Source organism: Flagellimonas sp. 389 (assembly GCF_018449435.1).
GTDB lineage: Bacteria > Bacteroidota > Bacteroidia > Flavobacteriales > Flavobacteriaceae > Flagellimonas.
Genome location: NZ_JAHCMU010000002.1, coordinates 313,740 through 327,716 on the forward strand (window position 1 = coordinate 313,740; position 13,977 = coordinate 327,716).

Sequence of the window (13,977 nt, forward strand, 5' to 3'; positions counted from 1 at the left end):
ATAGTTTGAATTTATTCAGTCCGCAAGCTTTTTACAGGATTGGCAATTGCCGATTTTAAGGATTGGAAGCCAACGGTCAAAAATGTAATGACCAGTGCAAAGCTTCCTGCCAATACAAACACCCACCATTGAATTTCGATACGGTACGTAAAATCTTCCAGCCAACGCTGCATAAAATAATACGCAACCGGGGATGCGATTAAAAAAGCGACGCCCACTAATTTTACAAAATCCTTGGTCAACAATTGAACTACCGAATTGACGCTAGCTCCTAAAACTTTTCTAATTCCGATTTCCTTTTTCTTCTGTTCGGCTACATAAGACACAAGACCAAAAAGACCAAGACAACTAATTAGTATCGCCAAAAATGTAAAAACAATGGAGATTTGACCTAAGCGTTTTTCTTCATCATACAGCTTCTCTACTTCTTTATCTACAAAGACATAATCAAAAGGAACATTTTTTACGGTAGTTTTCCATTGCTTTTCCAAATTCGATAATAAAAGCTCATAATTATTGGTTTGGGTCTTTAAAAACAACCAATTTGGCGATTCTTCCTTATAAAGAAAAAGAGGCGCAATTTCTTGTTTTATAGATGCAAAATGATAATCCTTTACTACACCAATAATCCGCATTTCAAAAGTTTCATCCCCAAAACTCTGCATAAGCCTTGAATTTAATGCATCTTCTTCTTTAATGTTGAATGTTTTTAAAGTAGCTTGGTTAACGATAATCTGGTCCGTGGTGTCCGCGACAGTGAAATCCCTACCTTTTATGAGCGGAATATTCATAGTTTCAAAATAACCATCACTCACACCATTACGTTTAACAATGGTATTATTTTCTCGATTTCCCCTAGGGAGGTATAACCCATTATCGGACAATACTATTTCTGACGGGGAATAATTTCCACTAGAAACATTCAACACCCCTGGAATGTTCAAAAATGAAGATTTGAGGGACTCGAACTTACTTGAAGCTTCATCAGTACCAATTCTGAGTGCCAGTAAATTATCTTTTTGAAACCCAAGGTCCTTACTTTGGGCAAATCTAAATTGTTGTGTAATAATAATAACAGTGGCAACAAGGCTTATCGAAACTATGAATTGAAATACAACTAGAGCTTTTCTAAATGTTCCGTTGCCAGATTGTAATATAGTAGCACTTTTTAAGGCTTTGATCGGTTTAATTGCAGAAAGCACCATAGCGGGATAAATACCTGCAACCAATCCGGTAAACATTCCAAGTGCTCCTAACAATCCTATAATTTTCCAATTCAATAAATCTTCATAGCTTAAACTTGCTTGTGTTAGCTCATTTAATAAAGGAAGCAATGAAATTGTAATGGGAATACTAATGAGCATTGCAGCTATTGAAAGTAATAAGGATTCACCCATGAACTGCCTTACTAAACTATTCTTGCCAGCACCGACAACTTTACGAACACCAATTTCTTTTGCTCTTTTGCTTGCTCTGGCAGTACTCAGGTTAATAAAATTGATACAAGCGATCAGTTGAATGAAGAACGCCAGGGTCAATAAAAAATAGAGGTATTTGCTGTTGGACACTTCATGAATCTGATTTTTTCGTCCTTCGGAATACAAATGGATGTCACCTATATTTTGCAACAATAATTGCTTGTTGGTCATTCCTGCATTGGAAAGATCCTTTGCTCCCCTATCTTGAATAAAGTCTGGCAGTTTGTCCTGTAACTTTTGCGCACTTCCGTTTGGAGCTATTTTTACATAACTATAGACAAAATTATTAGTGGCAAAGCTTTCAAAATTTTGGACAAATGTTCCCATTCCAGGGGTACTCATACTCACAATGTAGTTTGGATTTAAGTGGGATTTGGCATAGGATTCATCAAAAACACCTTTAACGGAGAGGGTTTGCGAATCTTCCCCGCTTCCCCAGATGACAGCTTTACCCAAGGCATTCTGCTTGCCGAACATTTTATTGGCCAAGTACGAGGATAGCACCAGCGCGTTCGGCTCATTTAGGGCTGTTTCTTGATTGCCTTCAATAAACTTATAACTAAATATTTTAAAAAATGTAGAATCTGCCACATATGCTCTGGGCTCATAATAGGCATCTTCGCTATCCGCAGCGCGGATTAAACTACTGTAGAAAAAATCGGTCAGTACAACACGGGCAGCCTCTTGAACTTCTGGAAAATCTTCTTTAAGGGCAAAAGCTATGGGAGGGGATGCCGCCGCAGTATCGAAACTTTCTTTGCCATCCCTTTCAATAATTGTTTCCACCCGATAAATTGATGCAGAATCTTCATGATGTTCATCATATCCCAATTGAGCAAAAACGTATAATAAAATGGCAAGACAGCTTACTGTGCCAACGGTCAACCCTAATAGATTTATAATGGTCTGCTGCTTATTTTTTAGTAAGTTTCTCCATGCAATTTTTATATAATTCTTGAACATGACTGTCTTGTTTTTCTTATACCGAATTTATTTCGGCATCTCTTATTAATGAATTTATTCTGTTTTTAGGCTCTTGACCGGATTTACAATTGCAGCTTTTATACTTTGATAGCTTACGGTTAGTATTGCTACGGTAACGGCCAATAAAGCAGCCAAGACTAAAATCTCTATCCCTATATTGATTCTATATGAAAAATCCTCTAACCATGTATTCATGGCGTACCAGCCCAAGGGCAAAGAAATTAATATTGCAATGCCGACAAGTTTAAGAAAATCAATGGTAAGCCTGTAAGTAATCTGACTTACACTCGCGCCCAATACTTTTCTAACTCCTATTTCTTTGGTTCGTTTTTCTGCATTGAAAGCCGCTAAGCCAAAAAGGCCCAAACATGCTATTAAAATGGAAAGGATTGTGAAAACCATGAAAATTTGCCCCAACTTCTGTTCTGCCTCATAGGTGCTGTTAAATGCATCGTCCATAAAACGGTAATTAAAGGGTTGGCCCGGGGCGACCTTTCTCCATATATTTTCTATAGCTGCTATGGAACTGGAAAAATCCCCTGATTCAAGTTTAACTGCCAAAGCGCCTGTAGAATTTCCTAATGTCATGCTTAATGCACCAATGCCTTTTTTCAAAGACTCAAAATGAAAATCCCTCACAACCCCGACCACCTTGAAAAATTCGGCATCTTGTTCGCCTAGATCCCTTGATAATCGCATGCCAAGAACTTCTTCTGGAGTAATTCCCAGAATGGCTACAGCAGATTCGTTTAAAAGCATGGCAGTAGAATCGGATACAAATTGACGGTCAAAATTCCGCCCAGAAATAAGCTCCATATCCAATGTGGATAGATAATCATGATCTATCCTCCATGTCTGCATATTTATGGTATTTTCCTGGTGCGTTGAACCTTCTTTAAAAAAGGTGGTATTGGTCCTATACGAAGGTGTGGGAAGGAAACCGGTCAAAGTCACGCTCTCTACTTGACCTATGCGGCCCACTTCCTCTTTGAACGTGCGGGCTTTATCTCCAGCAGCGAAAACATCTTCAATGACCAATACTTGACTTTTGGAAAAACCAAGATCTTTTTTCTGGATAAAATTCAATTGTTGATAAACCACGATGGTGCTCACAATTAAAAAAACCGAAATGGCAAATTGAAACACAACCAAGGCATTTCTAACCTTGCCACCACCAACACTTTTTTCACCGGAACCCTTTAATACCATCACAGGGATAAATCTGGACATAAAAAAAGCGGGATATGCTCCAGAGAATAATCCGAGAAATAAGGTCACAACCACCAGAACGACCCAAAACATAGGATTTGTAAAGGGGACGGATATCTCTTTCCCTGCTAAACCATTAAATAATGGAAGTAAAACAACTGCCAAGATAAGAGCAGTTATCAACGAAATAAAAGTGATAAGGCCAGATTCCATTAAAAATTGCCATAGCAGGGTTATTTTTGTAGAACCCAATGTTTTTCTAACACCAACTTCTTTACTTCTTTTAAGGGAGTAGGCCGTGGACAAATTCATAAAGTTTACACTTGCCAGAACAATTAAAAAAAGCCCAATAAAAGACAGTATATAAATGTTTTGAATACTGCTATTGGCACTCATCTCAGATTCTAAGTTAGAATGTAAGTGAATCCTTGTTAGAGGAGTGGAGGATATATAAAAGTGGTTTCCTGCTGCTTTGAACTGCTCTTCAGAGATGCCTGGAAAAAATCGTTGCGCATAAGGAATAACATAGGTGCCGAACAACGATTGTAGTTGATGTTGGAAATCTTTTGCATCTGCTCCGGGAGCCAACTTAAAGAAAGTTGGGTAGTTGTTACTGGTCCATTCTGGGCTTAGAGCATCTTCATATCCTGCCATAGCCATGAACACACTATAATCCCTTAAAAAAGAATTTTTGGGCATATCCTCAATAACTCCGGTAACCGTATACGTTTCATCATTATTCAAAATCATGGTCTGCCCCAAGGCTTCATTAACACCAAAATGCTTTTCTGCGGCTGTTTTTGTCAAAATCAATGTGTTCGGCTCCATTAGAGCAGTAGCTTCATCACCAAGTAGTAGTTTCAAACCAAACATTTCAAAGAACGAAGCATCTACAAAGGTTACATAGGGTTCCTTTACATTTTGACTCTCATCTTTTTCTCTGATAAGTGCATTTCCCCCACTGCTAAACCTTGTTGCAAGTTCAACTTGAGGAAAATCTGTAACCAAGGCATCTGCCATTGGCGCTGATGCCACGGCCATTTTGCTCTCCGTACCCCCAAACTTTACATCTAAATCAACACGGTGTATACGTTCAGTATCTGCAAACATTTTATCAAAGCTTAGCTCATCGTAGATATATAATGATATAAGCAGTCCGCTTGAAATTCCTATAGCAAGACCAAAAACATTCAGGAATGAAAAAAAGGGTTGCTTTTTAAGGCTTCTCCATGCGATTTTTATATGATTTTTGAACATGATCTTTTTGTTTTTATGTACCGAATTTATTTCGGTATCTCATTAATAAGTTTATTCAGCTCTTAAACTTTTTGAGGGTTGAGCCAGTGCAGCACTGATAGATTGATAGCTTATGGTACATATTGCTATGATTATCGCTATTAAAGCGCTGAATGCAAAAAGTTGCCATGTTACTTCAATACGATAAGCAAAATCTTCTAACCAACGCGACATGATGTACCATGCTATGGGGACTGCAATTACCACCGCAACACCTATCAAGCTTAAAAAATTAACCGTAAGAAGTTTGTAAATGTTTCTAAAAGAAGCCCCGAGCACCCTACGGATACTGATTTCCTTTTTACGTTGTTCCACCATAAATGCGGAAAGTGCAAACAGCCCTAAACAAGCCACAAAAATCGCCAGTACCGCAAATGAGATGAAAATGCTTTTAATGCGACTTACATTATTGTACATTTTTGCAAACGAATTATCCATAAAGGCATAGCGCAACTCCATATTTGGCATAAACTTGGACCATTTGGTTTTTATGGATTCCAATAACGGACCTATGTTGTCCGTGCTAGCCTTTACGGAGGTGATGGTTGCACTCGTTCCCAAGAAGAAGCATAGGGGTTCAACTTCTTGCGTCATGGAATTAAAATTGAAATCTTCGACTACACCTATAATCTCATATATTTCACCATATCTAGAAATCTTTTTACCTATTGGGTCTGTCAGGTTAAGTTTTTGAACCATTTTCTGATTGATTATGGTCGCTTCTTGATCAGTGCTCCTATCTTCAGAAAAATTTCTGCCTTCGACTAGTTGCATCCCTAAAGTGTTCAGGTAATCCTCATCAATTACCCAAGCCTGTCCAAATACGGTTTCATCAAGGTTGTCACGCCCCTCGTTAACAAAACCGTTTCCATTTCGTTTTGTTCCTTCAAGAGGTAAAAAATCACTCACGCTTACATTACTGATTCCATTTAGGCTTTTTAACTCCTCCTTAAAAGTAGTTAGTTTGTCACCTAACATATTGGTGCCGTAGAGCTGCAATACCTGCTCTTTTTCAAAACCTATTTTTGAGTTTAGGATAAAGTTCATTTGTTGGTTTACCGTTAAGGTCCCAATAATTAGGATTATGGAAATTGCAAATTGAAAAATGACCAAACCACTTCGTAAACTACTTGATTTACTGCCTATGGCCAGTTTTCCTTTTAATACTGCACTGGGTTTAAACTTTGACAAATAAAAAGCAGGGTACAAGCCAGCAAATACACCTATTAATAATGCCGAAACAATCAATATGGGAAGGAATAACGGGTTTGTCCATGGAATTTGGATTGCTTTACCCGAAAGCTCCCTAAAAAAAGGCATTATAAGAAAAGCCAAAAGTACTCCAACCCCAAAGGCAAGGACAGTGATTAAAACCGACTCTGTCAAAAACTGCTGAACAAGAGCCCTTTTAGAAGAACCAACTACTTTTTTGATTCCCACTTCTTTGGCCCTGTTTGCTGATTTAGCGGTGGATAGATTTACAAAGTTGATACTGGCAATAACCAAAATGAACAAGGCTACGATACCAAAAATCCAGACAATCTTAATGTCGTTTCGCTTGCTGGTCTCAAAGTCGATTGTACCCGAATGCAGGTTGATATCGGTCATTGGTTGCAAACGCATACTAAAAAGATCATCAGCATTTTCAGGAATAACAAACCCTTCAGCTTTAAGAGCAGGTGTTATATAATCGTTGATAAGCCTATTGGACATCTTTTCTTGAAATGCCACGACGTCGGTTCCTGATTTTAGCTGTAAATACGTGTAATAGTTACTTTGCACCCATCGAGTCTGTTCTCCTTCGCCAAATTCTACTCCAGTCAATGTCAATAAAAAATCATAATCCATATGTGAGTTACTGGCAAAATCTTCCATTACACCATTTATCCTGAAGGGCTGATCATCATTTCCATTTAAATAGATGGAGGTACCTATTGGGTTCTGGTCGCCAAAGTATTTTTTTGCCATGGTTTCAGAAATAACGATTGTATTGGGTTCTGTCAGAGCAGATGAAGCTTCTCCATGTACCATTCCAATATCCATAATATCGATGATAGCCTGGTCAGCGTATGTGAAACCTTCTTCATGGTGCTGAGAAGCTCTTCCTTGAATACGGATTTCATTGCTTCCTGCTCCATAGAAAAGATCATTATCATTTAACCTGCCCGAATTGATGACCTCTGCAAAATCGTTCTGTACGGTAGACCCGGTATTGGCCGAAAAATGAACACCATCATTGATCTTACCATCCCTTGTATCCCTATTTATCATGCGATAGATATTATCAGCATTGGCTACGGAGCTATCGTAACTACTTTCATGGATGATATATACCGTAATCAAAATACAAGCCGCTACGCCACTACTTAGTCCAACAATATTGATGAAAGTAAACCCCTTGTTTTTTAAGAGGCTTCTCCAAGCGATTTTTATATAGTTCTTTAGCATGATATGATGGATTGGTTTTATTATTCTGTCCTTAAACTTTTTACAGGGCTGGTCACTGCAACTTTGAGTGTCTGGTAGCTGATGGTAATCAGAGTAACGATCATGATGGCTACAATCGCTATTGCAAAATACCACCAGTGGATTTCTGTTCTATACGTATACCCTTGAAGCCATTGCTCCATCAGATACCATGCGATAGGCGTAGCAAGGATACCCGCAATGAGAATGAGCTTAAAGAAATCTGCTGTAAACAAAGCAAGGATGTTGGCTACATTACTGCCCAAAACTTTTCGTATCCCAATTTCTTTGGTTCGCAGCCCAACAAAGAAGAGGATAAGACCATATAGTCCAAGGCATCCAATTAGAATGGCCAACGCTGAAAACACTTTTGAGAGCGAAAGGTAGCGTTGTTCACTTTCGTATTGTTCTGCAACCCTTTCATCCAAAAAGCGGTATTCGTAAATATAGCCAGAGAAAGTACCAGACCAATAATTTTCAATTTGCTCCAAAGTAGATTGCGTATTTTGATGGTTTATTTTCAAGGCTATTTCCCCATACCAATTAGTCTGTGGAGCTATGAAAACGGGTTCTATCTGTTCCGTAAAACTAGCATTGTGAAAATCACTAACAACACCTACTATAGTTGCTTTGATATCGCCTCCATTTGCTTCAAAAGATTTTCCCAATAATTCCTCTGCCGATGCTAAACCTAGTTTTTCCCCGAATTTTTCATTTACCAATACTTCTGTTATGGAATCGGCCTTAAAGAAATTACGGCCAGCTATAATGGGGATGTCGAAAGTGTTCAAATAGTTTTCATCCCCAACTTTAACTTGTATTCCAAATTCTTCATTTTCTGGCCTGTTATTGTATTTTACATTGGTGCCCCAATTGTTTGTTGCCGCACCAGGGCTACTTAAACACGCCGTAACATCTTCTACTCCTGGAATTTGTGCCAAACGCTCTTTTAGGCTATTGAGTTTTATATTTTCTACATCTGTTGGGATTTCAACCATAACAATGGATTCCTTATCAAAACCTAAATCGGTATTTACAGCGTAGTTTATTTGTCTAGAGATAATCAACGTTGCGGCGATTAGGGTAATTGATATTGCAAATTGAGTGATTACTAGGACTTTTCTGGTTTTGGTTCCTCCAGTATCATTGTGACTAAGTTTTCCTTTTAGTGCTAGTACGGGAACAATACGCGACATCAATATTCCGGGATAGCTTCCGGAGAGAAATGCTACTGTAACCAATACAATCAACATGAAACCTATAAATTTATAATCCAGTAAACTTTTCCAAGACAATTCCAATTCAAAGAGTGAATTGAGAGCGGGAAGAAAGATTATAGCCAGAACAATGCCCAACAAAATCGCAAACAAACTAATAACAAATGTTTCAGATAGGAACTGCCAAAATAAATGTTGCTTAAAACTGCCCAATACCTTACGCACCCCGATTTCTTTAGACCGATAAAAGGCTTGGGCTGTTGAAATATTGATAAAATTGATACAAGCAATCGTAATCAGGAATAGCCCAATTATGGCGAACACCCAAAGCAATACTGGATCTAAGCCACCATAAAGCGGATTAAAATGCACATCTGAAAGCTGCTGTAATTTATAAGTATGTTTGTTCTTGCTTTTGGGTCTATGCTCTTTAGGAAGTTCCAGTAATACATTTTCAATGCCTGCAATATCCTGATTTGGTTTTAGTAACGCATAGCATTGCAAATTACTAGTGATACCACCCCAAGTTTCGGTCGAGGCAAACTTGGAGAAGTCCACCAAGTTTTCAAAGGAAACGAACACCTCATTTTCTAGAAAGCTAGTTTTGGGAATGTTTTTTAGAACTCCTGTTATTTCTATGGTTTTGTTGTTTGCTAAAACAAAAACTTTTCCAATAACATCGCTGGTCCCGTACATTTTTTGTGCAACGTTTTCTGTGATTACAGCTGTATTAGGTGCCAACAGAGATATGTTGTTACTTCCATTGAGCAATGGAAAGTTGAAGATTTTGAAAAAATCCTCTTCTACAAAAGACACATCTTCTTTGAACTTGTCTGTTTTTCCATTTCTATCCACATCTAATACCAAACCGTATTGAGTGACGGTTTTGGCAACCTTTTCTGCATAATCGTAATTTTCGCGAAACGTTTTCGCAAACGCAGGAGGTACGCTAGCATCATATTCAATATCGTCACTCATTTCCTCGGTGACCATTTTATAGATACGGTCGGAGTTAGGGTGGAAATTGTCAAATGACAAATGATAGCTCAAGAACAGATAAATTAAGATACTACTCCCAAAACCAATGGCAAGTCCCAAAATATTTATGGCGGTGAACACCTTCCTTTTTAAAAGATTTCTCCAAGCGATTCGTATATAGTTCCTAAGCATGATGATTGATTTATGATTTGATTAATTGACGAATAAACTCCACGTTTTTATCTAGACCATGGCGTTCATGGGTTTATTTTGGCTTTCGGTCACTATTTGCCCATCAAATAGATTGATGACCCTATGGGCATAGTGCGAATCTCTGTCCGAGTGGGTCACCATTACGATTGTTGTACCCTCTTGGTTCAGTTCGGTAAGCAGGTTCATTACTTCGATACCATTTTTGGAATCCAGATTACCTGTAGGCTCATCCGCTAATATCAGTTTTGGATTGGTAACTACAGCTCTAGCTATGGCAACTCTTTGTTGTTGCCCTCCGGAGAGCTGTTGTGGAAAATGCTTTTCGCGATGGGCAATTTTCATTCGCTCCAACACCTTTGTAACTTTCTCTTTACGTTCCGCTTTGTTCATCTTAAGGTAAATAAGAGGCAACTCCACATTTTCAAAAACGGTAAGCTCATCTATGAGGTTAAAACTTTGAAAAACGAAGCCAAGATTTCCTTTTCGAAGTTGTGTGCGTTGGCTCTCGCGAAGCCCTCCAACTTCATGGTTGGCAAATTGATAGCTACCTTCTGTTGGATTGTCTAGCATTCCGATAATGTTCAGAAGTGTGGATTTTCCGCAACCAGAAGGCCCCATGATCGCTACAAATTCCCCTTCAGCTACATTCAAGTTGACACTATTTAATGCCAGGGTTTCTACTTCTTCGGTTCTAAAGCTTTTTTTCAGATTCTGTATTTGTATCATTATTTAGGTGTTAGTAATTTTTATTGGATTAACTTATTAATGGTCTTGTTCTAGTTTAAAGACCTCACTTTTTTGATTTTGTTTCAGCTTTATTTACTTCTTGAAAAAGTTTGACAAAGACCATGGAACTCTATTTGGATATCTTCTTCGTCTTCTATGTATTCAATGGAGTTCAAATCGAAGTAAACTTCAAAAGGAGAAAATCCTTCAGGAAGGTAATCCGTGGTATCGAAGCCTAATTTCAAAGTTTCATCTTCAACATAATTTATTGAATGGATGCTGACTTCTTCTGCATATGGATCAAACCCTTCTGGCAAATGATAAGTAGCATCAAAATCCAGTTGTAGTGCATTTTCATCTTCGATATAAGCTACGGAACTCAAATCAAAGTATCTTTCATATGGATCAAAGTCTTCTGGAAGATAATCTTCGGTGTCGAAACCAAGAACAACCTCTGAATCCTCTTCTATAAACTGAATCTCGCTTAGGTTCAATTCATAAGTATCATCTGTTGTTGCAACTTTTTTATGGAATACTTCTAAATCTTTTGCAATAGCATTGACTTTTGTGTCCATAAAACTATTGGTGCTTTGCTGAATTTCGGCTACGGCCGTGCTTGCAACGAGCACACATCCGTATATCATTAACAATTGTTTCATTTTGATTAATTTTTATATTGTTTTTTACTTTAATACTATTCTCTCGGCAGTACCAAAACTGTCGTAATTGCTTGTGATAACACTTTCTCCTTGTTCTAGCCCTTCCAATACTTCATAGTATCTGGAGTTTTGCTTGCCAATACGGATGTTTCGCTTTACGGCTTCATCCCCATTTGTGCCGACAACAAATACCCACTGTCCTCCGGTACTTTGGAAAAACCCTCCTTTTGGCAACAACAAAGCATCGTTGGAAGCTCCTAACTGTAATTTTATGTTATAGCTCTGTCCTGCACGTATTGTTGCTGGTTTTTCACCAGTGAAGACCAAGTCTACTTGGAATCTTCCGTTTCTAACTTCAGGGTAGACCTTTCTGACCCTTAATTGATATTCGTTTCCATTGCGCTCAAGGGAAGCGAACAAATCTCGTTTTACACGATCAATGTAGTGTTCGTCTATTTCAGCCTCTATTTTATAGTCTGTCAATACATTAACTTGGCCGATACGTTGTCCTTGTGCAATGTTTTGACCAATTTCGGCGTCTAAAAAGCCCAATTGACCATCAGCGGGAGCCCTTACGTTCAAGTGGTCGAGTCTTTCATAAACCATCGAAAGTGTTTTTCTCATTCGAATCAAATCAGCATCTAGACTGGTCAATGAAGTTTTGCTCAATTCCTCGTCCTGCTTAGTTTGCGTTTTAATAATATTGTGTTGTCTCTGGGCCAACTCAAAGTTCTCTTTGGATAGGAGATAAGCTTCTTTTGAGATTAGCTTTTCTTCATAAAGTTCTTGGTTCTGCTCATAGTTTCTTTTGAGGCGCTGTAGATCATAAAAAGCTGTTGCCAATGATTGTCTACCGTCCAACAATCTAGAATCAAAATTGAGTTTGGTGGAACGTAGGTCATTTTGCTTCAGGGCCAAATTACTTTCGCTTGCCAAAATTTGTTCGTAGAGCACCATGTTTTCCAATTTGAGAATGATGTCTCCTTTTTTTACCATAGCACCTTCCTCAATCAATTTTTCCGTTACTCGGCCACCTTCATAAGCATCCATATATATGGTAGCGATTGGAGCAACAGATCCGTTTATGGTGATGTAATCATCAAACTTACCTTCTGTAACCTGAGCTATGGAAAGACGCTCTTTATGGGTTCTGAATGTTGAGGTGGTTCCAGCAAAAAGCAGCTTCCATCCAACAAATAGTAGTAATATTCCAAGTGCAATGTAACCGTAATGCTTGGGTCTAAGTCCTTTCTTTTTCTCTAATTGAATATCCATGTGGGTCTTCTTAGTTGATATTAAAAATGGGCAATCCTTTGTAAAAATCTATAGTGCTTTCGTTTACTTTCAGACGAAGGCGTACTTGTAGATTTTCGTTCTGTGCCGTTCCATATAAATTTTTTGCTTGAAAAAGTTCCAATGCGTTGATCAGTCCTTTCTCATATCTCTTTTGGGCAATTTGAAATGCCAGACCTTGTGATTCAACCCGCTTATTGCTTTGCTCGTATTCGGCCACTAAAGCGGTGTTGGTTTGAACCAATTGCTGAACCAATTGAAACAAGGTTTGTTCTTGAATGTCCAAATTGTTTTCTGCCTGTAGCAGTGCAATTTTTTGTTGCTTCACCTGTGAGCGGTTTGACCAACCGGTTGTAATTGGGACAATGATTTGTGCTCCAATAAACCGTGAAAAGTTATCGTTCAATTGGTCTGAAAAAGGTACTGGCACATCGTTGTCATCTAAAGCGGTTTGAGCATATCTTGATTCCAGACCTGCAATCATGGACAGGGAAGGATATAGATTTCCACGAGTGGCATTGAGTTGTTTTTTAGCAGCTTTTACCAAATATTCTTGCGACTTGATTACGGGAATAAATCCTTTTGCCACGGTATATAAAGAATCAACTTCGACTGTACCTGAGTTTTCCACATCGTTTTCGTCCTTTTCTTCAATCTGAAGTTCAATATCACTTTCTTCCGTAAGGTTCATTTCCTGAAGCAAGGTCAACTTTGAAAATGCGAGCAAGTTGCGGTTTTGGGTTACCAAAAGCTTGTCCGATAATAAGTTGGATTCAGCCTCTACCAAATCTGCCTCGGCCATAACGCCCAATTCTACTTGACGCTGTACCATATCGTAGTTAGTCTGTGAGATGTCTTGTTGCTCCAAAGAGTTGGCCACCAACCCTTCGTTGAACTTAATGTCGTAGAAGGCACTCATTACCCTGAAAGCGAGAAGAAACTTCTCTTGAAGCACATCTTCCTTGGCCGCTTCGTAGATGAATTTGGCCGCTTTGATAGCGTTTAGTTTTTGAAACCCTTGAAAAATGTCTAGGTTGGCGTTGACATTATAATAGAAACTATTGAATTCTTGATTAACCAGCAGACCAGTTGTTCTATCCTCGTTCAAACCAGTATTGTAACGGTATTCTGAAAAACCGCTAAAGTTGGGCAACAAATCACGAACAGATTGTCGATAACTCTCGCGATTGGTGTCCTTGGTATAGTTTAAGTTTTTGACTTGCAAATTGTTTTCAACGGCATAAGAAACGCATTCGTCCAAAGTCCAAGCTTTTTGTGAAAACATCTGGACTGCCAAGATGAAGAAAACTGCCGATATGTATAATTTAAGATTCATGTTTTATTACTATGCCAAACTATTTACTATTGTTGTGCCAAAAAATTAATTAGCTGATTATCAGATATATATTTACGATTCAGATTTAATCTCGAAATATTTGTGTAAAATTTTTAGACAAA

8 protein-coding genes are annotated in these 13,977 nt (G+C 38.3%); all 8 read right to left on the reverse strand.

What is annotated here, in order from left to right; genetic code table 11:
- Nucleotides 1–11: 11 nt before the first annotated feature.
- Complete coding sequence (locus KIM67_RS03040) at nt 12–2,441, reverse strand: ABC transporter permease (protein ID WP_213829884.1); 2,430 nt, start codon at nt 2,439–2,441, stop codon at nt 12–14.
- 54 nt (nt 2,442–2,495) lie between these two features.
- Nucleotides 2,496–4,928 carry an ABC transporter permease gene (locus KIM67_RS03045; protein WP_213829885.1) on the reverse strand — a complete coding sequence of 811 codons (2,433 nt, stop codon included), beginning with the start codon at nt 4,926–4,928 and terminating at the stop codon, nt 2,496–2,498.
- 51 nt (nt 4,929–4,979) lie between these two features.
- Nucleotides 4,980–7,415 carry an ABC transporter permease gene (locus KIM67_RS03050; protein WP_213829886.1) on the reverse strand — a complete coding sequence of 812 codons (2,436 nt, stop codon included), beginning with the start codon at nt 7,413–7,415 and terminating at the stop codon, nt 4,980–4,982.
- Between the two features lie 20 nt (nt 7,416–7,435).
- Nucleotides 7,436–9,820, reverse strand: coding sequence for an ABC transporter permease (locus tag KIM67_RS03055; RefSeq protein WP_213829887.1), 2,385 nt, complete (start codon nt 9,818–9,820; stop codon nt 7,436–7,438).
- A 51-nt stretch (nt 9,821–9,871) separates the two neighbouring features.
- Entirely contained in the window at nt 9,872–10,567 is a 696-nt protein-coding gene (locus KIM67_RS03060; protein ID WP_213829888.1) for an ABC transporter ATP-binding protein, read from the reverse strand.
- 89 nt (nt 10,568–10,656) lie between these two features.
- Complete coding sequence (locus KIM67_RS03065; RefSeq protein WP_213829889.1) at nt 10,657–11,226, reverse strand: hypothetical protein; 570 nt, start codon at nt 11,224–11,226, stop codon at nt 10,657–10,659.
- 24 nt (nt 11,227–11,250) lie between these two features.
- Entirely contained in the window at nt 11,251–12,501 is a 1,251-nt protein-coding gene (locus KIM67_RS03070) for an efflux RND transporter periplasmic adaptor subunit (protein WP_213829890.1), read from the reverse strand.
- A gap of 10 nt (nt 12,502–12,511) precedes the next feature.
- Nucleotides 12,512–13,855, reverse strand: a complete 1,344-nt coding sequence (locus tag KIM67_RS03075; RefSeq protein ID WP_213829891.1) for a TolC family protein — start codon at nt 13,853–13,855, stop codon at nt 12,512–12,514.
- Between the last annotated feature and the right edge of the window lie 122 nt (nt 13,856–13,977).

What these genes read in the sequence shown, in the direction of transcription:
- KIM67_RS03040 (WP_213829884.1), bottom strand. Translation starts at nt 2,441, where the DNA reads ATGTTCAAGAATTATATAAAAATTGCATGGAGAAACTTACTAAAAAAT.
- KIM67_RS03045 (WP_213829885.1), bottom strand. Translation starts at nt 4,928, where the DNA reads ATGTTCAAAAATCATATAAAAATCGCATGGAGAAGCCTTAAAAAGCAA.
- KIM67_RS03050 (WP_213829886.1), bottom strand. Translation starts at nt 7,415, where the DNA reads ATGCTAAAGAACTATATAAAAATCGCTTGGAGAAGCCTCTTAAAAAAC.
- KIM67_RS03055 (WP_213829887.1), bottom strand. Translation starts at nt 9,820, where the DNA reads ATGCTTAGGAACTATATACGAATCGCTTGGAGAAATCTTTTAAAAAGG.
- KIM67_RS03060 (WP_213829888.1), bottom strand. Translation starts at nt 10,567, where the DNA reads ATGATACAAATACAGAATCTGAAAAAAAGCTTTAGAACCGAAGAAGTA.
- KIM67_RS03065 (WP_213829889.1), bottom strand. Translation starts at nt 11,226, where the DNA reads ATGAAACAATTGTTAATGATATACGGATGTGTGCTCGTTGCAAGCACG.
- KIM67_RS03070 (WP_213829890.1), bottom strand. Translation starts at nt 12,501, where the DNA reads ATGGATATTCAATTAGAGAAAAAGAAAGGACTTAGACCCAAGCATTAC.
- KIM67_RS03075 (WP_213829891.1), bottom strand. Translation starts at nt 13,855, where the DNA reads ATGAATCTTAAATTATACATATCGGCAGTTTTCTTCATCTTGGCAGTC.